Annotated in this window: 18 protein-coding genes and 1 pseudogene; 15 read left to right on the plus strand and 4 right to left on the minus strand. The window is 45.3% G+C overall.

The genetic code is table 11. The features are described 5' to 3' along the window. Positions 1-245 precede the first annotated feature (245 nt). Positions 246-1,619: an MATE family efflux transporter gene (locus AB6D93_RS16080; protein WP_102332352.1), complete on the plus strand. Its 1,374-nt coding sequence runs from the start codon at positions 246-248 to the stop codon at positions 1,617-1,619. A gap of 91 nt (positions 1,620-1,710) precedes the next feature. Next, positions 1,711-2,043 carry a LysR substrate-binding domain-containing protein gene (locus AB6D93_RS16085; protein WP_372050172.1) on the plus strand — a complete coding sequence of 111 codons (333 nt, stop codon included), beginning with the start codon at positions 1,711-1,713 and terminating at the stop codon, positions 2,041-2,043. Positions 2,044-2,238: 195 nt separating this feature from the next. Here the strand turns inward: AB6D93_RS16085 and AB6D93_RS16090 are convergent, their stop codons facing one another. Then, the gene (locus AB6D93_RS16090; protein ID WP_102332353.1) at positions 2,239-4,311 is read right to left on the minus strand and encodes an alkyl/aryl-sulfatase; all 2,073 of its coding nucleotides are present in this window, start codon (positions 4,309-4,311) and stop codon (positions 2,239-2,241) included. Positions 4,312-4,500: 189 nt separating this feature from the next. Between AB6D93_RS16090 and AB6D93_RS16095 the strand changes: the two genes are divergently transcribed. Next, entirely contained in the window at positions 4,501-5,403 is a 903-nt protein-coding gene (locus AB6D93_RS16095; protein ID WP_102332354.1) for a LysR family transcriptional regulator, read from the plus strand. Here the strand turns inward: AB6D93_RS16095 and AB6D93_RS16100 are convergent. Beyond that, a complete protein-coding gene (locus AB6D93_RS16100) occupies positions 5,400-6,299 on the minus strand; it encodes a DMT family transporter (RefSeq protein WP_017059463.1) in 900 nt (299 codons plus the stop codon). The genes AB6D93_RS16095 and AB6D93_RS16100 overlap by 4 nt on opposite strands. 197 nt (positions 6,300-6,496) lie before the next feature. Here AB6D93_RS16100 and AB6D93_RS16105 point away from each other — a divergent pair, with 197 nt between their 5' ends. The 5 genes from AB6D93_RS16105 to AB6D93_RS16125 all read left to right on the plus strand — a co-directional run bounded on the left by AB6D93_RS16105 (position 6,497) and on the right by AB6D93_RS16125 (position 10,932). Further along, a complete protein-coding gene (locus AB6D93_RS16105; RefSeq protein WP_017064032.1) occupies positions 6,497-6,886 on the plus strand; it encodes a VOC family protein in 390 nt (129 codons plus the stop codon). A gap of 51 nt (positions 6,887-6,937) precedes the next feature. Then, on the plus strand, positions 6,938-7,462 hold the full coding sequence (locus tag AB6D93_RS16110; protein ID WP_102332390.1) for a hypothetical protein: 525 nt from the start codon (positions 6,938-6,940) through the stop codon (positions 7,460-7,462). A 169-nt stretch (positions 7,463-7,631) separates the two neighbouring features. Then, positions 7,632-9,071 (plus strand): 6-phospho-beta-glucosidase, encoded by a 1,440-nt coding sequence (locus AB6D93_RS16115; RefSeq protein ID WP_102332355.1) that lies wholly within the window; start codon positions 7,632-7,634, stop codon positions 9,069-9,071. A 99-nt stretch (positions 9,072-9,170) separates the two neighbouring features. Then, complete coding sequence (locus AB6D93_RS16120; protein WP_017064029.1) at positions 9,171-10,169, plus strand: LacI family DNA-binding transcriptional regulator; 999 nt, start codon at positions 9,171-9,173, stop codon at positions 10,167-10,169. 202 nt (positions 10,170-10,371) lie between these two features. Beyond that, the gene (locus tag AB6D93_RS16125; protein ID WP_017059468.1) at positions 10,372-10,932 is read left to right on the plus strand and encodes a sugar O-acetyltransferase; all 561 of its coding nucleotides are present in this window, start codon (positions 10,372-10,374) and stop codon (positions 10,930-10,932) included. Between the two features lie 67 nt (positions 10,933-10,999). On the opposite strand, the gene AB6D93_RS16130 is transcribed toward AB6D93_RS16125, so the two are convergent. Continuing rightward, the gene (locus AB6D93_RS16130) at positions 11,000-12,187 is read right to left on the minus strand and encodes an MFS transporter (protein WP_017064027.1); all 1,188 of its coding nucleotides are present in this window, start codon (positions 12,185-12,187) and stop codon (positions 11,000-11,002) included. 281 nt (positions 12,188-12,468) lie between these two features. Between AB6D93_RS16130 and AB6D93_RS16135 the strand changes: the two genes are divergently transcribed. Continuing rightward, positions 12,469-13,350: a LysR family transcriptional regulator gene (locus AB6D93_RS16135; protein WP_017064026.1), complete on the plus strand. Its 882-nt coding sequence runs from the start codon at positions 12,469-12,471 to the stop codon at positions 13,348-13,350. 444 nt (positions 13,351-13,794) lie between these two features. Next, the gene (locus tag AB6D93_RS16140; protein ID WP_102332356.1) at positions 13,795-15,327 is read left to right on the plus strand and encodes a phospholipase D family protein; all 1,533 of its coding nucleotides are present in this window, start codon (positions 13,795-13,797) and stop codon (positions 15,325-15,327) included. Positions 15,328-15,455: 128 nt separating this feature from the next. On the opposite strand, the gene nfsA is transcribed toward AB6D93_RS16140, so the two are convergent. Continuing rightward, positions 15,456-16,178 (minus strand): oxygen-insensitive NADPH nitroreductase, encoded by a 723-nt coding sequence (gene nfsA / locus AB6D93_RS16145; RefSeq protein WP_017066969.1) that lies wholly within the window; start codon positions 16,176-16,178, stop codon positions 15,456-15,458. A 279-nt stretch (positions 16,179-16,457) separates the two neighbouring features. On the opposite strand from nfsA, the gene AB6D93_RS16150 reads away from it, so the two are divergent. From AB6D93_RS16150 to AB6D93_RS16170, 5 genes and pseudogenes are all read left to right on the plus strand, one after another. Next, positions 16,458-17,702: an NADH:flavin oxidoreductase/NADH oxidase family protein gene (locus AB6D93_RS16150; RefSeq protein ID WP_102332357.1), complete on the plus strand. Its 1,245-nt coding sequence runs from the start codon at positions 16,458-16,460 to the stop codon at positions 17,700-17,702. Between the two features lie 236 nt (positions 17,703-17,938). Continuing rightward, positions 17,939-18,922 carry an HAD family phosphatase gene (locus AB6D93_RS16155; protein ID WP_102332358.1) on the plus strand — a complete coding sequence of 328 codons (984 nt, stop codon included), beginning with the start codon at positions 17,939-17,941 and terminating at the stop codon, positions 18,920-18,922. A gap of 208 nt (positions 18,923-19,130) precedes the next feature. After that, positions 19,131-19,712 (plus strand): annotated as a pseudogene (locus tag AB6D93_RS16160) (aspartate/glutamate racemase family protein); the annotation flags it as partial. A gap of 244 nt (positions 19,713-19,956) precedes the next feature. Further along, on the plus strand, positions 19,957-20,079 hold the full coding sequence (locus tag AB6D93_RS16165; RefSeq protein ID WP_258182976.1) for a hypothetical protein: 123 nt from the start codon (positions 19,957-19,959) through the stop codon (positions 20,077-20,079). Positions 20,080-20,278: 199 nt separating this feature from the next. Further along, the gene (locus tag AB6D93_RS16170) at positions 20,279-21,151 is read left to right on the plus strand and encodes a radical SAM protein (protein ID WP_102332359.1); all 873 of its coding nucleotides are present in this window, start codon (positions 20,279-20,281) and stop codon (positions 21,149-21,151) included. The last annotated feature ends 165 nt before the right edge of the window (positions 21,152-21,316 follow it).

Consider the following 21,316-nt stretch of genomic DNA (forward strand, 5'->3'; position numbering starts at 1 on the left):
ACCAACAATTAACCATTAAACGAAACACTATTAACGAATTATTAAGAGTGTTGGCGCGTTTGATAATTTCAATTTATTCAGTGTCTTAGATGGATACTTTAACGTTGAAGGTATCTTGCTAATTCGATTGTCAACGAAATCTAAAAACTCATTCCTTGTCTGGCGCTCTTATCCTTTTCATTTAGCTTAGTATACTGCTCAACTAGGTAATTAGCCCCAAGGTACAGACAAGAGTGAACCGACTTATGCAGATGAGATCCGCGACTTTGAAAACCATTATTGAGAAAACGCTGCCACTGACGCTGGGTGTGTTTGCGATCATGATGGTGCAATTGGTCGATTCGATCTTTATTGGTCAGCTAGGGGTGAATGAGTTGGCGGTTCACGGTATCACCTTGCCATTCCAAGCGGCGTTTACCGGTGTTCAAGTGGGAATCGGTGTCGCGGCAACGTCCATTATTTCTCAAGCGGTAGGGGCAAAAGAACAACGTAAATCCACCTCAATTGCCTCACTATCTGTCGGGTTCGGTGTCTTGGTGATTGCTTTGATCTGCATAGGGCTGATTGTTTTTAGCGATTCTGTTTTTGCGTCGTTTGTGAATGATGTCTCTGACGCTCAATACCAATCCATGCTGTTGATTTTTAATGTGTACTGGCCGTTGTGGCTATTCAGTGCATTGATGGTGGCGGTGCTTTATCTGGCCACCTGCGTTTATCGAGCCAATGGCGATACCAAAACAACCGGCAGCATGTTCTTGGCTGCCAGCGTGATTAACCTGATTCTCGACCCTATTCTGATCTTTGGATTGGACATGGGTATTGCAGGGGCGGCGATCGCATCGAGCATTGGCTACGCTTTCGGCGCAATCTACATGCTAATCAAGTCTCGTGGCAAAGGTTGGTTTGGCTTCAATGGCGCGTGCCGTAAGCAAATCAAAGGCTACAGTTTTGAGTTATTCAAGACGGTAATGCCAACCACCGCGAATCAGATATTACCTGCGGTCAGCGCGTTCTTCTCAATGTTATTGATTGCGAGAATCGGAACCGATGAGATGGCTTTTTGGAGCTTACTCGCCCGTGTTGAAAGTTTTATGCTGGTGTTTTCTCTTGCTCTGACGATGTCTATCCCGCCTATGATTGGTCGTTACCTAGGGGCGCAGCAGCGATGCAAAATCCCTGAGCTATTGAATACAACAGCGAAGTTCTTATTGGTTTTCCACACCGTGATGGCAACATTGTTGGCGCTGTTTAGTGGCTGGATTATTCCTGTTATCTCGGAAGAACAAAGCATACGCAGCTGGTTTGAAGTGACCTTGTTATTTATACCGTTCAGCTATGGGCCGCTTGGGCTTTGCATGTTGGTTGCGTCGGTCTTTAATGCCTTGGGTGTGCCGCGTAAAGCTTTGAATGTCTCTTTCCTACGCTTGTTTGTTTTCTACATTCCCGCTTTATGGATCGGCTCGATAACCGGAGACATGGTCAATGCGGTTATTGCTGCGACCGTCGCCAATGTTTTAGCGGGCGCTTTTGCATGGTTTAAGCTTAATGCCTATATTAAAACTCACATTATTCCCCGTGCCGCTGCGGCCAATAAGCAGCGTGTACTCAGCGCAGGCTAGCCATTATTGATGAACATTGAACATCTAAAATTGTTTGTGCGACTCGCGTCTACCTACGCACAATATAGGTCAAGCAGGACAAGAGCTTGGGTTGTCACCTCCGGTAGCCAGTATTCATATCGGAAAACTCGAAGAGAGCCTAGGTGCTATCCGCGTCGATCACGGTGAAGCGGTAAGGGATGTATGTGTCGATGGCTTGGGCATTGCCATGTGCGCGAGTTGGATAGCATACAAGCAGCTCGCGGAAGGTTCGCTGGTTGAGGTGTTGCCGGATTACCCTTTAAAGGATGAGGCGGCTATCTGGGCGGTATACCCGAGTGCTCAGTTACTTGCACCAAAGGTGCGCGTATTTATCGATTACTTTGTTCAATATTATGGTTCACCTTCTTATTGGGATTGCGACGTAAACGGGCAAACTCAGTAATCTATCAGCTTCAACAAATTATCAGTTTTATTAAGCTCTCAGTCTCAGTAATAGAGCAAACGCAGTAGCGTTCAAGAAGCACTTATTGAGAACAAATAAGAAAGCCCCGACCAAAAGGTAGGGGCTTGTTTTATGTTCTTTATAGAACGTTTTTTCTAGCTAACTGCTGTTGTTTTTACTTAGTGTTTCCGGCGTTTAATGAGCGTGTACCGCTGAATCTTGGTATAGCTCTGCATCAACTTCTTCGCCTTTTTTTGGACGCGGTACAATCTCAAAAGAGGTGTCAGCTTCTGTCAATGAAGACAGCAGTTTGTTAAGTGATGTCTTATCACCTTTCACGCCTGCTTGTCCGTCTTCTAACAGTTTTCCAAGGCTTGTTTTCTTAAGCACGATGTCAGACACGTCAGACTTATTGATGATCAGTGTTGTATCGGCGTCTTGCAGCTCGTTCACTTGAATGTTGTTCAGGTTACCGTTAGACATCTCAACGTAGTAGAACTCTTGCACATCAGGCAGCTGAATATTCAACGTAAATGGTGTTTCTTGTGCCTTTAGCGAATCCACTTTTACGGCTAAGTAATCCAACAAGTTCTCAATAGTCATGTTAGCCAATACATCCGGAGATGCAGTTTTTGGTGCGCCCGGTTGTGTGCCAATACGAAGCTCTTGAGCGCCGGTTAGGTAGATGTTTCTCCAACCTGCACCTTCTGATTGATAACCCAATTGCTCGTACGTATCTGCCAATAAGCCACGTGCAACTTTGTTCTCTGGTTCTGCTTGAATCACCTTATTCAGTGCTGTTGCAACGAAGCGATATTCACCTTCTTGGAAGTCTTGCTGCGCTTTTTCAATCACAGCGTCGCTGCCGCCCATGTATTCAACAAACTTCACTGACTCTGGCTTGATTGGTAGTGGATTTAGGTTAGCTGGGTTCATGTCGAAGTAACCAAGATACATGTTGTACACAGCGCGGGCGTTGTGAGAGTAAGTACCGTGGTAACCGTTGGTGTGCCAAGACTGTTGAATGCTGTCTGGCATGACCTTGTAAATCTCGTCCCCGATGTCTTGTAGAACCACACCGTTATTGGCTAAGCGAAGCGTTTGGTTATGAGTAAAACCGTAAGCGTCACGCTGCATTTTTAGGTAATCAGAGATCTCTTGTTCGCCCCAGATTGGCGATGAGTGAGACGCAAACAACACCTCTGTTTCTTCACCCCAAGTGATTAACATCTCGTTGATCTTCTTAGACCATTTCAAGCCGTCACGTACTTTAGCGCCACGCAGCGTGTACAGGTTGTGCATGCCTTGGTAGGTCAGTTCGCCAGTCCAAAGTGCTTTCATGCTTGGAATATACGTCACCATTTCAGAGGCCGCTTCGGTACCTGAAGCATCCATGAATTGCATTTCTAGGCCGTCAATAACCAGAGTTTCAATCTCTTCGTTATGGTTCAGCTCGTAGTCTGGCAGTACGTAAGTAATGCTACCGGTTGATAGGCCTTTCGACAGTGCAGCATCAACAATACCGTGCTCGTGTCGGTTCAGGGTTGCACCATACTGATAAGCGGTACGACGAGACATTGCATTACCCGCCAATACGTTTTCGTCGACGATCTCTTTAGTAATGTTTTTCGAACCGTACACTTTTACATCTGGGTATGCGTCTTTGATTGCTCTTGCGCCACCAAAGTGATCAGCGTGCGAGTGAGAGTAAATCATTGCTACGACTGGCAGTTCGCCGCCATCAGGCACATTGTTTTTGAAGAATTTTAGAGATTTAGCGGCCGCTTCTTTGGTAAGAAGTACGTCATAAGCGATCCAACCGTTGTCACTACGAATGAAAGAGATAGACGCTAAATCCGCGCCTCGAACTTGGTAAACTTTACCCGGAACAACTTCATATAAGCCTTCTGCTGCTTGGTTCAATACCGCTTGGCGCCACAGTGAAGGGTTTACTGAATCTGGTGCTTGGTCTGCATTCGTCACACTTGGGTCGATAAAGTTAAAGCTATTGCGAATGATGTCGCCCGTCTCTTGGTCGAAGCTAGCAATAAGGCCCTTGTTGTTATTGTCGAAAGCGCGAGTGTCGGCAAAGTTAAGTGTTTTTGCGAACTCTTGGTTTGCCTTAGTCGTCATCTCGGTTGCGCTTTTGCCACCTTGGTCGCCAATTTCGCTGAAGTGTGCGTGGTCATGGTTAGCTGCAACTGCAGGGAATACGAGCGAGATAGCTAGGAACAGTGATGCATTTTTGAACGTGCGTGAAGTCGTCATAAGAGCCTCTTCATTTCAGAATTTTGTTTCGTTGAGGCGATTATAGGAATAAGACATATAGCAAAAAATAAAGTAAGCTTTATTTAATACATCACGAACTGTTATGTGTTGTATGCTTAAAAGTAGCAGATTGAAGCGCAAAGCTTGTCGCATACCCAATGCGAGTGCAACTAAACATGGAGAGTGACCGTGAGTGATGTTGAAAAGTTAGATCTAAATTTACTGAGCGTATTTTTGGAAGTGTATCGATTAAAGTCGATCACGCTTGCATCAGAATCGCTTGGTATGACTCAGCCTGGGGTTAGCGGGGCATTGAAGCGATTGCAATCTCAGCTTGATACCGACCTGTTTATTCGTGAAGGGCGTGGGATTATTCCGACTAACGCTGCGGTGCAATTGGCAGACCGAGTAGAGCCTGCTCTAGAAGGGATAAGCAGCGCAGTAAGCACTATAAAGACATTTGATAATCAGCAGCATCATGTGTTTCGTATCCTGGTGAATGAGATTGGATTAACCAAGCTTCAACCTCTCGTCGAGCAAGATGAGACGTTGGGCAATATCTCGATTGAATTCAATATGGTGCCGAACAACGAAGAAGAATTATTGCAAGGCTTGAGCATGCAACAAGCTGATTTAGCGATTGATATCCATTACCCGCAAGTTAACGGCTACATGAAGCAGCCGATGATTGAAGATGAGTTGGTGCTGATAGCTCGAAAGGGGCACCCGAGAATCAATGGCTCTGTGACGCAAGAGCAATATTACAACGAAAAGCATGTTACTTTTAGAATGCGTCGAACCCGTTTATACACGGCAGATTATTTTACCAAGTCGCCACTGAAACAGAGAAAAGTGAGTGCCGAGTGTGACTCGCTGATGACCATGTGTGTGCTGGTATCGGGCTCAGATTGTGTCGGCAGTACATCGCGTGATTTTGCCAATCAATTTTCCGAATCCTTCCAGCTTCAAGTCCTTGATCAGCCGTTTGAAATCTTACCGATGCAGCAATACATGATTTGGCATAAAAGAACCGATTTGAACCCTGCTCATCAGTGGCTGAGAAACAAGATTCAGCAATATATGGCTGATTAACGAGCCGCTCTTGCTGCTCGTTTCTGTTTGGCGCTCTCTATCATCTTAGAAGGCGTCATTCCTGTCACCAACATGGTGCCGGTGATAACCAGAATTGAACCAACAATCGTATTGATGCCAATTGCTTCATCTAAGAATAAGTTACCCCATAGAATACCAAATACCGGAATGATGAAGGTCACGGACAGGGCTGAAGGTGCGCCGAGTTCAGAGACGAGATTGAAGTAAAGTAGATACGCTAACCCAGTACATACCGCGCCTAATAAGACAACCGATGTAGTGATCGTAACGTCGGGTGTTTCTCTCATCGGAATAAAGAATACAAACGGCAAAACCAGCAATACCGCAGCCCACATGCTGCCATGAGCATTGTTGAATGCCTCAACTTTAGGGGCTTGTTTGGTATAGTTTGACGCTATTCCGTAGCTAAAGGCCGCCATCACTGCTGCAAAGATAGGAAGCATAGCCTCACGGCCAATGTTCATCGCATCCCAACCGACTAACACGCCAACTCCTGTTACCCCAATCCCAAGTCCCAATAGAACTTTCGCCTCGAGTGCTGTTTTGGTCCATATTGCACCAATGATTGCTGCCCATATTGGCGCGGTAGAGTTCAAGATGGCGAGTGTCGAGGCGTTAAGTGTCTGCGCGGCATAAGCGAAAAGCAAAAAAGGAAGTGTGGTGTTAAACAGGCCGAGAATGAAGAAGTGTTTTGCGTGATCATGAAAAGAGAGCTTCTTTTTTAAATAGAAAGAAACTAAAAGCAGAGTAAGTGCTGCAAACAGAACTCGCGCTTCAATTAAGACTGCGGGCCCTAATGGATTGGCGGCCATTCTCATGAAAAGAAACGAGCCTCCCCATATAGCCGCAAGTAGTATCAGTTTTAAAAAGCTCACAGTTTGAATCTCAGATTGTGTAAAACCTGACTATGGAGGAAAGATAACTATTACACAAACATAGATGCCAATACTGTGCAGTTATGGACATAAAATCGAGCCCGTTAATCAGGAACAATTTCGATGAATTTCGTTCTGTTTATTGTTCCTTATTTGATGAGTAATCTAGCGTTAGACATCAAACTTAGGCAAACAAAATGAAGATTGAACACATCGCAATTTGGACCAAACAACTCGAAGTACTGAAGCGATTTTATGAAGATTATTTCGGCGCGACATTGAACTCAAAATATCACAACCCAACTAAAGGGTTTTCTTCATACTTCCTCTCGTTTGATACGGGAAGTCGTTTAGAGATTATGGAAATGGACTCTGTCCCTGAATCGAAAGACGACATCTATGACCAGTTCACAGGCTTCATTCACATGGCGATATCATTAGGTTCGGAACAGGCGGTCGATCAACTGACTCAACACTTGGTCGAAGACGGCTATGAGCGCTTAGATGGCCCAAGAAGAACAGGCGATGGCTATTATGAGAGCTGTGTACTCGATCCGGATGGTAATCGTTTGGAACTTACCGTTTAATGTAGAGACTTAATTGAGTTACTCATCTACTAACGGAACTGAGGTATGACAATGATGAAGCTTGCTGTGACTTTCCTTTTTAGTCTTGGGCTTATGGGATGTGCTACCTCAGAACCGGTGTATGAGCAGGAGGCGGACTCAAAGCCTGAACCATCCCAACCCATAGGTTACCTTGGCTTCAAAGCCCATCAAGAGTGGGCCATTCAATTTAACGATTGCACGGTCTACGATTTAACAGGCGCACAACCCTACCAGTGGTTTGATCGCACTTCAGCCTCTGTGAGCTGTTATACGTTTAAGCCAAACGATGCCATCGAGCCTTTATCTGTCTATGCCGACGCAAACTTCGACAGCAATAAGCTAGCCCCGATTAACCTATTTCAAGAGCTGCAGGTATCAGAGTCTGGCTGGGGCAAGTTTCCTGCCGTCTATGAGACCAACGGTACCAATTGGCTGAAAGTCAAAGAGGGTTGGATTCACCTCACACTAGCCGATCAGACACTCGTTCAGTTCTACCCTGGCACTCAAGACCAATCTGGCAAATCACTGCATGATCAGTATTTTGAACAGCATTGATCGTAATGCTGACTGTTGATTAGTCTTTAGATCGATCAAAAAAGATCTTTTAACTGTTGCTGAAACCGGTTTCAATCTGTATCTTTGCTTTTATTGAAATCGATTTCAGAGTTGTAATTGCAGCTCAAATTCTGATCTTTTTCACGAATAACTTGTAGTGAGTAATGGTATGAACAACGAATTTTCGAACGATTTTTTATGGGGCGGTGCAGTAGCAGCGCATCAACTAGAAGGCGGCTGGGATGCGAATGGTAAAGGTGTCAGTGTTGTTGATGTATTAACAGCGGGCGCTCATGGTGTACAACGTCGAATCACCGATGGCGTGATTGATGGCGAAAACTATCCTAACCAAGTCGCAGTGGATTTCTACCATCGCTACAAAGAAGACATTAAGTTATTCGCTGAGATGGGCTTTAAGTGTTTCCGTACCAGTATCGCGTGGACGCGTATCTTCCCAAATGGCGATGAAGCTGAACCGTGTGAAGCGGGTTTAGCGTTTTACGATGATCTGTTTGACGAGCTGTTGAAATACGACATTCAGCCTGTGGTAACACTGAGCCACTTTGAAATGCCTTACCATCTAGCTAAGGAATATGGCGGCTGGATGAACCGCAAAGTGATCGACTTCTTCGTTAAGTATTCAACTGCAGTGATGGAACGATACCAACACAAAGTGAAATACTGGATGACGTTTAACGAGATCAACAACCAGATGAACACCTCGGCAGATATTTTCGGTTGGTTATGCTCAGGCGTGAAGTTTCCACAATGCGAAAAGCCGCAAGAGGCGATGTATCAAGCGGTTCACCATCAGTTTGTTGCAAGTGCTTTGGTGGTTAAGAAAGGTCACGAGATCAATCCAGATCTTCAAATCGGCGCAATGTGTGCGATGGTGCCTTTCTATCCACGTTCTTCTAAACCGGAAGACATTATGGTGGCACAACAAGCGATGCGTGACCGTTACTTCTTCTCAGATGTGATGGTTCGCGGTCATTACCCAAATTACGCTACGCGTGACTGGGCAATCAAAGGCTTCAACATTGAGATGCAGCCTGAAGATGAGCAGATCCTAAAAGAAGGTAAGGCTGATTACTTAGGCTTTAGCTACTACATGTCGAATACCTTGGATTCTTCTTCTCACCAATCTACAGAAGAAGCGATGGACGGCGGTCATGAAAATTCGGTCGATAACCCGTTTATCCAGTCTAGCGATTGGGGCTGGCCAATTGATCCGACGGGTTTGCGTTTCTGTTTAGCGTCTCTGTATGAACGTTATGAAGTGCCATTGTTCATCGTTGAGAACGGTTTTGGCGCGGTTGATACCATTGAAGAAGATGGCAGCATTAATGACGATTACCGCATTGCTTACCTTGGCGACCACATCAAAGAGATGAAAAAAGCTGTTTCGATTGATGGTGTTGATTTGATGGGCTATACCCCTTGGGGCTGTATCGATTTAGTTTCGTTCACCACGGGCGAGATGAAAAAACGCTACGGATTCATTTACGTAGATAAGCACAACGATCAATCTGGCTCACTAGAACGCAAGCGCAAGAAGTCTTTCGAGTGGTATAAAGGTGTGATTGCATCTAACGGTGCCACTATTTAGAATGCATTCCCCAGCGCAGTTATGTGAACTGTGAGCTGTCATTTTGCAATGAATTAGTCGGCCTATGTCGGCTAATTTTTTATAAAGGAAAAGAAGCGAATGGTAACCATGCTTGATGTCGCAAACCGCGCAGGCGTATCTAAATCGACCGTTTCTCGTGTCTTAAATGGCAAGAACATCGTGCGCCCAGATGTGGTGAAAAAGGTATTTGATGCGATTCAAGAAACAGGTTATCGACCGAACTTGTTGGCTCAGCAATTGGCGACCAAGAAGACCAATTTCATCGGCTTTGTAATTACCAATGAGTTGTTCAATGGCCCTTACTTCTCTTCCTTGATGTATCACGCGGCTTCTTATAGCGAAAAGTCGAATCACCAATTGGTGATCACCGATGGCAAACACAGCGCTGAAGACGAAAGAAAGGCGATCAATTTCCTGCTGGATATGAAGTGCGCGGGCATCATCATCTATCCGCAATGTTTAACCGAAAGCGAGATAGCTCAGATCATCGAAAGCACTGACACTCCGATTCTGGTACTCAACCGAGAAATGCCGTCGAAGCCCAATCATGCTATTACCACCGACCATTATCAGAGCGCTTGTTTGATGGTTGAACACATCATCGAGCAGGGTCATACCGATATTGCAGTGATTCGTGGTAAAGCCGGTTCTTCGACCGATGAGCTGCGTTACCAAGCCTATCAAGATGTGTTAACTAAACATGGTGTTGCATTGGATGAGTCCAACGTTGTTCAAGGTGATTGGACGATGGAGAGCGGTTATCACGCGGCTCAGGCTTTGGCAAAAAGCAGAACCACATTCACTGCTATCTTGTCTGAAAACGATGATATGGCGATTGGTGCGATTAAGGCGTTAACCGAACTTGGGTACTCATTGCCTCAAGATGTTTCGATCGTCGGCTTTGATAACAGCAAAGTGGGGGCGTTTTTAACGCCAAGCTTAACGTCTGTGAGTGTGCCATTAGAGCAAATGACGCAAAAGGCGATCCTGCAAATTGTCGGTGAAACAGAGCAAGCGACCACCATCAATACCACTGGTAGTTTGGTGTTACGTGATTCGATAGCGAAGCTAAATTAGCACTGTTCGAATTTCATATTTTACCTACAAAAAGTGACGAGCTGCGTATCTCTTAAACCAAGCTCAAACACTCCTTATTCACTGTTATTTAGATGTGCGATATTGCGTTTTTGGTCGATGAATTGACCACCATTAGTTAAGTAATGTGAAGCTAGATAAGTAATATGAAAATAGCTAATTGATGTGAGAACAGGTAAGTAACGTGAAAACAGAAAAACAAAAAATGCTAGCAGGTGAACCTTATCAGGCTTGGGATAAAGAGCTTTATGCAGCTCGTATCGAATGTCGCAAGGTGCTTCAAAAACTCAATAACAGTATTCCTGACACACCCGAATGGGAAGCAGCAACGCAAGAGCTGATTCCGGGCTGTGAAAATGCGCATTTAGAACCTCCATTTCGTTGTGACTACGGCTCGAACATCAAGCTAGGCAAGAACTTCTACGCTAACTTTAACTGCGTGATTTTGGATGTGGCTGAAGTGACTATTGGCGACAATGTGCTGCTTGGTCCGAACGTTCAAATCCTGACTGCAGGTCACCCACTCGATGTGAAAGGCCGTGTAGAAGAAGGCGTTGAGTTTGGCACACCGATTAATGTTGGCAACAATGTTTGGCTTGGCGGTGGTGTAATTATCTGCCCCGGTGTCACCATTGGCGAAAACAGCGTGATTGGCGCGGGCAGTGTCGTAACCAAAGACATCCCAGCCAATGTGGTTGCAGTCGGTAATCCATGTAAAGTGCTGAAAGCGATCGATAACGAGTAATAATCAGATTGAATTGATAAAGCCCGAACCTAGGTTCGGGCTTTGTTTTTTCTATTCTTGCTAGATGCTAGATGCTAGATGGAACAGCTTGTTGTGCTTGCTTCTTATCTAACGCACCACTGAATCGAGTCAGAACAAGAGCGATCAAAACGATCACAGCACCTACCCAAGGGGTGTTCATTAATCCAGATTTCGCGACAATCAAACCACCGCCCCATGAGCCTAATGCAATACCGACGTTGAAGGCTGCAATGTTCAATCCAGAAGCGACATCGACGGCGTCTGGTGTGTATTTCTCAGCCAGTTTCACAACATACACTTGTAGTCCTGGAACGTTACCGAATGCGAATGCACCCCAAACCAAAATGGTAGCAACAGCTGCGTAAGGGTTTACTGCGGTAAAGTTGAATACCACCAGTACTGCGGCTAAACCAGAGAAGATAACGGTCAGTGCTTTAATTGGGCCCATCTTGTCGGCCATTTTTCCGCCCCAGATGTTACCGACCGCCACTGACACACCGTAAACCAACATGATTAAGCTGATTGAGCTCGAATCAAATCCTGATACATTTTCCAGTATTGGAGCAAGGAACGTAAACGCTGTGAATGTGCCGCCATAACCTAGTGCTGTGATAGCGTAAACCAACAGTAAGCGTGGTTGAGTTAGAACCTTTAGTTGTGCCGAAATCTTCGCCGCTGGTGGTTGCTTAAGGTTGCTTGGAACCAAGATAGCGCTACCGATAAGAGCAATAAGACCAAGCAGAGCCACTATCAAGAAGGTCGCTTGCCAGCCAAAGGTTTGCCCGATATAAGTGCCCAGTGGTACGCCGGTTACCAATGCAACCGTTAAACCTGTAAACATGATCGCAATGGCACTGGCTGCTTTATCTTTTGAAACCAAACCTGTCGCGATGGTCGATCCAATCGAGAAGAACACGCCATGGGCAAGGCCAGTCAAAATTCGTGCGGCGATCAGCGTGTTATAACCCGGAGCTTGCCACGCCAATAAGTTACCAATGACAAACAATGCCATCACGGTCAGCAACACCGCCTTACGATTCCATTTGCCGGTTAATGCCGTTATTACTGGTGCGCCAATGGCAACGCCAAGCGCGTATAAACTGACTAATAGGCCTGCCGATGGCAGAGATACATTCAAGTCGCTCGCCATGGTAGGAATCAAGCCTACGATGACAAATTCTGTGGTTCCGATGGCAAAGGCGCTGAGCGTCAATGCAAGTAATGCTAATGGCATAATCATCTCTCTTACTGTTCTTTGTTAAATACCGAGCGCGATAAAATGGGGCAGCTTGTGACTGCAATAGGAGCGCTTCGTTTGATGGCGAGGATTATCTAGCAAAATATATTTGTGAAAAATGCCATCATTAACAAATAACCTTTGTGTTATTTGCAATAATTGGAGAGTTAACCGATTATTGGATTAAGCTGATGAGATCGCAAAGACTCAGATGATTTGAGCTGTGATGAGCACAAGCGAGATGACATTAAACAAAATGAAGATAGCGAAGGAGCCTCATGTTAACCCGTTCAGATGATTTAGAAATGGTACTCACCGTTGTCGATGCTGGTGGTTTTTCTGCGGCGGCAGAGGCGCTGGATGTGCAGGTCGCCAAGGTGTCTCGTTCGGTGAGTAAGGTTGAGTCGCAACTCGGCGTCTCAATATTCAACCGAACAACGAGACGCGTGGAATTGACGGAGGAAGGGCGGCAGTTTGTCGATTCAGTCAGGGTGGGATTACAGATGATTCAGAGCGCGGAAGAAGAAATCGTGTCGCGCGGAGAGTTGCCAAAAGGTCGTTTAAGAGTCGATGCCGCCAGTCCATTCGTATTCCATCAGCTAGTGCCGTTGGTGCAGTCATTCAAAGAGGCTTACCCAGACATTGAGTTGGAACTCACTTCCAACGAAGGCTTCGTTGATCTTCTCGAAAAGAGAACTGATGTTGCGATTCGAATCGGTAAGTTGTCCGATTCAACACTGCACGCTCGCCCGTTAGGAAAAAGTTTACTCCATATTGTGGCGTCACCTGATTATCTCGCTAAGCGTGGGCTGCCCACCAAACCTGAAGATTTGAGTTCGCATCAAATTGTGGGGTTTGCGGGTAACAAAGTGCTTAACCATTGGCCTTTACCAAACCAAAGTGATGTCGCGCCTACTGTGACAGCCAGTAATGGTGAAACCGTGCGTCAACTAGTCTTAGCTGGAAATGGGATTGCTTGTTTATCGGGGTTTATGGTGCAGGAAGATATGGCTGCGGGTCGCCTAATCCCTATTCTGGAACAAGACAAACTTGCCAACACAGACCGAGAGCGAGTGAATGCGGTTTACTACAAGTCGTCATCGGTCTCTAAACGTATCTCGGCGTTTATCGACTTTATTCAGCCCCGTTTGAGCTTGTAGGGAAGGCTTGTGTAGGGACGATAAACGTTATGTAGCGTGAACAATGTTTTCGGTGTTGATCCTTACATGCCCCTTAGATGAACAACAGCTTTAGCGCTTACGTAAGTAATGCGTTTGCACAATCTCATATAAGTAAGTCGACACGCCTGTTAGTGTGAAATCAAGCGGTGAAACTAGATCTCCAAACAATGGTGAAGCATCACCCAGACCGAATAGAGCTCACCATTGACATGGTCGAAAAGCCGCTGAGTTTATACTGTTTGGCACTCACCCAACTTAAGTGATTTGTGGGCCAATTTACCGACCTTTAAATTTATACTGGATAATTACCTATAAATTTCAGGCTTTAGCAGTAATAATCAATGAATAGATCGGAATAGCTTGTTCATTGAAAAGCTGTACGGAAAGTTTCTAAAGACGCATCGTGAAAAGGAAGTCAGATACATGCCTGTGCTCCAACGCATCAGTTTAACGTTAATCTTAATCGCCGTTTTAGGTGGGTGTTCTTCACTTCCTGAAGGCATCGATCATCCAACAGAACCGCCAACCTCTCCTGCACCTAGTTCTTTATCGGTTCTAACCAATGAATTTCAGCCTGAAGCTTTAGAGCAAGGCACCACCGCGGTTCGTCTGCAAGAGTCTGGTTGGGATGCTTTGGCACAGCGATTAGCACTGGTCGAAAGTGCCGAGCACACCATCGACATTCAATACTACATCTGGAACTCTGACGAATCGGGCAGCTATCTCGCTAGCCGTTTGTTAGCCGCGGCTGAGCGTGGTGTGAAGGTGCGCGTAATGTTGGATGATATCAACCTCAACGAACGTGAAGGTTTGCTGTCGGCACTGGATGCGCACCCGAACGTCGAGATTCGTATCTTCAATCCAACGCCAACACGCCGTGGCTTCAGTAAATGGCTGAGCTTTGTCGGTGACTTTTCTCGCTTAAATCGCCGTATGCACAATAAGTCGTTTACCGTAGATGGTACTTTGTCTGTGGTGGGTGGCCGTAATATCGGTGATGAATACTTCGACCTATCTGATGAAATCAATTTCCGAGACCGCGATGTATTAGTCATGGGCTCGGTAGTTAACACCATCCAAACCAGTTTTGTTGAATACTGGAACAGCCGTTGGTCTTACCCTGTCGATATGCTGGATGATGACGAACAACCTGATCTCTCGAAGATAGATAATATTGTCGTTCCGCATTATCAAAATTATCCTGAATTACCATTAGATCGTAAGGCTGTTGATAGTTTACTGAAAGAGGTGGTTGGTGAGATGACTTGGGTGAATGCGCGTTTTGTTTACGATCAACCCGTCCCTGATGACTCCGATAATACTGATGAACCAAAAGCGACCGCGATTCTTCTAGGGAAATTAGCGAGCGAGTCGAAACAAGAGATCTTGTTGGAATCGGCTTACCTTGTATTCGATGATGGTCAGCTTGAAGCGTGGCAAGTGTTGAACAATAAGGGCGTTGAGATTAAAGCGCTAACTAATTCTATGGCGTCTAATGATCTGGTGACTAATCATTCCGCTTATGCGGGCAGACGTTACGACATGTTGGATCATGGCATCGACCTGTTTGAGCTAAAACCAGAATCTAAGTTGTGTGAAGCATCGACTCAGGACTTGTCGAAATGTGCACCTGAGACGGCCTATGGCTTGCACGCTAAATCAGTCGTATTCGACCGCAGCATCGCGAGCATCGGCTCATTTAACTTCAACTTGCGTTCTACCTACTTGAACACGGAATCGGTTTTGATCATCGAGAATAAAGAGATTGCTGAAACATTAGCAGAAACCATTGAGCAAGCAATGAGCGAAGAAAACAGCTGGCGATTAGAGCTTGAAGACGGTGATGTGTATTGGTATTCAGGCGATCAAAGCTGGGACAGCGAACCAGAAACGGGTAAGTGGGAACGAATGCAGTCAGGCTTTTTGCAATTGCTACCGATTGAGAAATATCTGTAAGCTAGCCGCCTCCGGATAAATAAAAATGTCAGCGTATATTACGCTGACATTTTTGTTTGTACTGCTGTTTGCTGCTAGCTCTAATCGCTTAACGGCTTAACGGCTTAACGGCTTAACGGCTTAACGGCTTAACGCTTGGTCAGCTGCTTGCTGTTTAAGTAAGGCAGGATATGTGGGCGAGATTCACCAGAGAGTTTCTGTGTGATCTGCTGTGACCAACTGCTCTGTTTTTGGTTGCTTGAACGGCTTGCGTAGTAGCTTTGCATCGAATCATCGTAGCTGGCAATGTCATCTAGGCTCAGCGGTTGGTATTGGTTTTCGTGCATCACCACGTGAGCTGGAAGGCGAGGCTTGACCTCTGGTTGCTGTGCCGGATGACCTAAGCACATCCCAAACAACACGGCGGTATGTTGTGGTAGTTCTAACAGTTCATCGACTTGTTGTGCGCTGTTACGCAGCCCGCCAATGTACACGCCACCTAAACCTAGAGACTCAGCAGCCAACATGCAGTTTTGCGCCATGATGCCAGAATCGACAGCGCCAATCAGGGTCAGTTCAGTAAAGTCGGTTTTCACTTCAGGGTTGATTTGAGCGTGGCGTTGATAGTCGATACAGAACACCAAAAACTCAGCCGCGTTCTCCACGTAAGCTTGATTGCCTGCGTATTCGGCTAGCAGTTTACGCTTCTCTTTGTTTGTCACTCTCACGATAGAAACAGCCTGCAGTAAGCTCGATGACGAAGCCGCGAGACCAGCCTGAATAATCACATCAAGTTGTGCTTTTTCAATCGGTTGATTTGTATATTGACGAATGGAGCGGTGCCCCAGAATAGTTTCAATCGTGCTGTTCATAACTCTCAGACAGTCCTTGTGATGATGGCGTAGAGAATCACAATAACGACAATTACCATGAGCGTAAAGGGCATTAGAGCCTTTCTGGTTGACATATTTCAGCAGCGTCAGCCCAGTTTTTGAGATTCTATTTATAATCGATTAATGCCAGCTGCTATGCCGCTGGCATTTTATTATTGAGTGAAACTTGCTTCGAAATAGGCACCAAATGCTCAGAACTGTCGGATAAAATAGGGCATACTGGATTCAATATATAAACCCAAGAAAGTAACCACGCGCATGAATCCAATCTGCCTCAACGACCCTTTTTTTCTTCCTAATGGCCAAGTGATCAAAAATCGCCTGTTCAAATCGGCAATGAGTGAACAGCTAGGTGATAAACATCATAACCCTAAGCAAGGTTTAGTCACGCTTTACCAGCGTTGGGCTCAAGGAGGAATTGGTCTATCCATGACGGGTAACGTGATGGTCGATAGAGGTGCGCTTGGTGAACCTAAAAACGTGGTGTTGGATGAGCACAGTGATTTAAGCGTATTTCGTGAGTGGGCGAGTGCCGGAACACAGAATGGTTCGCAGATATGGATGCAGCTGAATCACCCAGGTAAGCAAATTCCTAAATTCTTATGTGATAGCCCGGTTGCTCCTTCGGCTATCTCTTTAGAGCGTGGATTAGAAAAAGGCTTTAATACGCCACGAGCTCTGACTGAGAAGGAAATAATCGCAATCATTGATAAATTCGCGCTGAGTGCAAAGCTTGCAAAACAAGCGGGTTTTACTGGTGTACAGATTCACGGTGCTCATGGTTATCTTGTCAGTCAGTTTTTGTCTTCTAGACACAATCAACGCCAAGACAAATGGGGTGGGTCACTCGAAAACAGACTTCGTTTCGTGCTTGAGGTTTATCGCGCGATTCGAAAAGAGGTTGGTGAAGATTTCCCTGTCGGAATTAAGCTCAACAGCGCCGACTTCATGAAAGGTGGCTTCACTGAAGAAGAGTCGATGCAGGTTGTGCAAACACTGAGTGATAACGGTATCGACCTGATTGAGATCTCTGGCGGCACCTATGAAAGTCCATCAATGATGGGTTCAAAGAGCAAAGCTGAATCAATCAAGTCCAGCACAGTAAAACGTGAAGCGTATTTTATGGATTACATGGTTAAGGCGAGAAAACTCGTGAGTACACCGCTGGTGGTCACGGGTGGTTTTCGAACCGCGCAAGCAATGAATGAAGCATTAAACACCTCGGCGACCGATTTTATTGGTATTGCGCGAACAATGGCGGTTGATCCTGATTTCCCTAACAAGTTAATTGAAAACCCTAGCCACGGCATGCCACTAACGGTGCCAACCACAGGAAAACCCGCATTAGACAAGGTGGCGATGGTCGGGCTGGTTTGGTATGAACATCAGATGTGGCGCATTGCCTCTGGCAAGAAAGCCGACCCAAAACTAAGCGCACTCGGTGTGGTGGTAAAAACAATTCTCAGCGCTGGCTGGCACGCTTTCAAAAAGCGCAGAGTGTAAGCAGTCATGGATTGATAAAGCAGAACTTTGAGGAATTGAAGTTCTGCTTTTTTGTTTGTCTCCTTTTAAGTTCTCGATAAATACATCGCAGAGCACCCTCAGCCAGCTTAGCTGTGGTACTAATCTAATACCAACATGAGCATTGGTTATGGTGTTCATAAGTGGCAAATCAGAGTAGACCAACTAGGATGAATTGAATTAAACCCTACAATTAATTCAACAACATGGTAGTTGCTATGAAGAAAATAACCCTCTTATCTGTCGCGATCTTATCCAGTCTCTCTTTCTCATCTTTTGCTAAAGATTGTGATCCCAACTTGCTGCCTTCTTGGAAGGACAGCGAGAGCAAATCCGCTATCGTCGACTTTGTTGGGCAAGCCACTAAAGCTGAGTCTGATACGTTCGTGGCAATTGAAGATCGCATTGCCGTGTTCGATAACGACGGTACGCTTTGGTCGGAAAAGCCTTATTACTTCCAATTAGCCTTTGCACTAGATCGTGTAAAAGAGATGGCGCCTGATCACCCTGAATGGAAAACCGAAGCACCGTTTAAGTTTGTACTCGAAGGTGATATTGAGAGCGTTCTGGGCAGCGGTGAAGAAGGGCTATTGAAAATCATCATGGCGACACATTCTGGTATGACTGTTGAGCAATACCAGCAAGACGTTGAGCAATGGCTGACGGTAACAAAAGATAAACGCTTCAACAAAGCCTACACAGACCTTACTTATCAGCCAATGAAAGAGATGCTGACTTACCTGCAAGAGCATGACTTTAAGACTTATATTGTGTCGGGCGGAGGCGTTGATTTCATGAGAGCGTGGGCTCCACAAGCTTATAATATTCCTACAGAGCAAATCATCGGTAGCGCGCTTAAATACAACTACAGCTACAACGATGGTAAGCCAACCGTTACTAAAGACTCGTCCATTTTGACCATTGATGACAAAGCCGGAAAGGTCACTAACATTCAGCATATTATCGGCAAGAAACCTATTCTAGCGGTCGGCAACTCAGACGGTGACCAAGCGATGATGCAATGGGCTACGAGCCAACCCAACTCAATGGCGATGATTGTTCATCACACTGATGCTGAGCGCGAGTGGCAGTACGATCGTGAGTCTCACGTTGGCAAGCTTGATAAAGCGCTAGATGAGGCGAATTCCAGAGAGGATTGGACACTGATCGACATGAAATTAGATTGGTGTGAGGTGTACTAACGCCAAGTATACCCTTGGTCAAAACTTCAAAGGCTCGGATTTTAAATTCGAGCCTTTTTTGTGAGCGGAGGTTTTGGGAATGAACGGTTTGAAAGCAATCGTTTGAAAGGAATAAGGTGTTATGGGTTCGCTTTAAGCAAGAACGTACTATAAATTTTCAATGCATGACGGTTTAATCGAGTTAGTCGGAAATTAAAGGAATAGCAAAATGAAAACGATCGGTTTGCTCGGCGGTATGAGTTGGGAGTCGACAGTGAGCTACTACAAATCCATCAACGAGGGCGTTAAAGCCACACTCGGCGGGCTCAATTCTGCAAAGGTTTGTATGTACAGCGTGAACTTCGATGAGATAGAAAAGCTTCAACATCAAGGTCGCTGGGCTGAGACGGCGGATATCTTATCGGACGCGGCTTTATCGGTAGAGAAAGCCGGAGCGGACTTCATCCTGATCTGTACCAATACCATGCATAAGATCGTTCCTGAGATCGAAGAGAAGGTCACGATTCCTATCTTGCACATCGCTGATACCACAGCGCAGAAGTTGCTTGAACAGGGTGTAAAGAAAGTTGGATTACTCGGTACCGCTTTCACCATGGAACAAGATTTCTATAAAGGCCGTCTGACTAACAAATTCGGTATCGATGTGGTGATTCCTGATGAGAGTGACCGAGAGAAAGTCCACAACATCATTTATCAAGAGCTGTGTCGAGGCCAAGTAAAAGAAGAATCTCGAGATGTATACCGTCAAATCATTGAGAAGCTAGGCCAACAAGGTGCAGAAGCGGCTGTACGTTTGGCGACGAGTGACTAACTTCTAGTTCTTATTCTTAGTTCCATAGCTGTCCTATTTTCGCTCTTGTACGATTTTCATTCGTTGAAGTGAAAGTTTTTTGTACAAAAGCAGGTCGTTAGTTAAAGAAGCGATGCTTTGTTCATTAACCAAGGCCTTATCGGTAGGTAAGGTTTTAGTTAATGACTGAGGTATCCGCGCTTTTAAGCACTATGCTTTAGTCATGACCGAAAGAGGATTTATTATGAAATGGCTTATCTTATCTGTAACGCTGTTATTCGTGGCAGGATGCCAATCGACGGGGTCTCAAGAAGCACAAGTCGGTGACGACATGAATCGAGTTCATACCCAAGGGTGCAGCAGCTAATCTTCTTTTGTGGAAACACATTTTCAGCTGCTCCGGTAGAGAGTTACCCCTACAAAGCCTTGTGTTGTCACAAGGCTTTTATTTTATATAAAATCTAAAAAATGATTCGACTATATCGCGAATTATCAATGAATACTGGTGTTGATAAACTCTGTTTTATTAAAGCACGCTCTCGTGCTTATAGACCGGAGAAACCAATATGAATTACGAGGGAAAAGTATATCGTCCATGGACAGAGGCGAAGAGCATTCTGATTCAAACCACTTTAGGTTGCAGTATCAACACGTGCACGTTCTGTAATATGTTCAGCGATAAACGATTCAAGGTTTGTGATATTGAGGATGTGTTTAAAGATATCGAAGAAGCTCGCCTGATTTATCCTTATGTTGAATCAATTTTCCTTATCGATGGCAACGTGATGGCCGCCAGCACGGATTATCTCCTTAAGATTTTGGATAAGCTTCGTCATACCTTTCCAGAAAGCAGAAAAGTATCGCTCTATAGTGGTTTGAACGATTTCCGTCGTAAAAGCTTGAGCGAACTTAAAGAGCTTAAAAGTGCCGGTCTCACTATGGCTTATGCGGGGTTGGAGTCAGGCGATGCGGTTGTACTCGACAACATCAAAAAGCGCATGACACCAGAACAAGCGATCGAAGGCATGGAATTAGCCAAAGAAGCCGGCATTGAAACCTTACTTTCGTTTATCTTCGGCCTTGGCGGTCGTGATCGATCAAGTGAACATATTGTCGAGACCACAAGATTACTGAATATCATGAAGCTTGAGCAGATAGCGCCAATGGCGTTAGCGATTCAGCCAGGAACCGTGATGGAACAAGAAGTAAAAGATGGCAAGTTCGTTATGCCGACGCAACTTCAGATCTTAGAAGAAGAAAAGTATCTGCTTGAGAATCTAAACATCGACACTTTCTATTGGGGCGACCATGGTAATAACATCGTGACTCAGAAAGGTTTCCTGCTTGATTCAAGAGAGCAATTTTTGGCTAAGGTGAACCATGCGATAGCATCAAACCCAATGGCTAAAGACAGTGTTATTCAGACGTTTGCTTGGTAGCGTTTAGTTAAAAACGATACTTGCAGGCTAAGTAAAAATCGAAAGAAGTATTGTTTTCGAGGCGGGATAATCGCCATAAACCTACTTCCGTTACTGAGACAATTCAAAATCAGCAAAGCCATTTTCTTGGTGGATGTTGTAAATTTGTGAATCTGAATTGTCTAT

Origin of the sequence: Vibrio sp. 10N.247.310.23 (assembly GCF_041467155.1) — a bacterium.
GTDB classification, from domain to species: Bacteria; Pseudomonadota; Gammaproteobacteria; order Enterobacterales; family Vibrionaceae; genus Vibrio; species Vibrio crassostreae_C.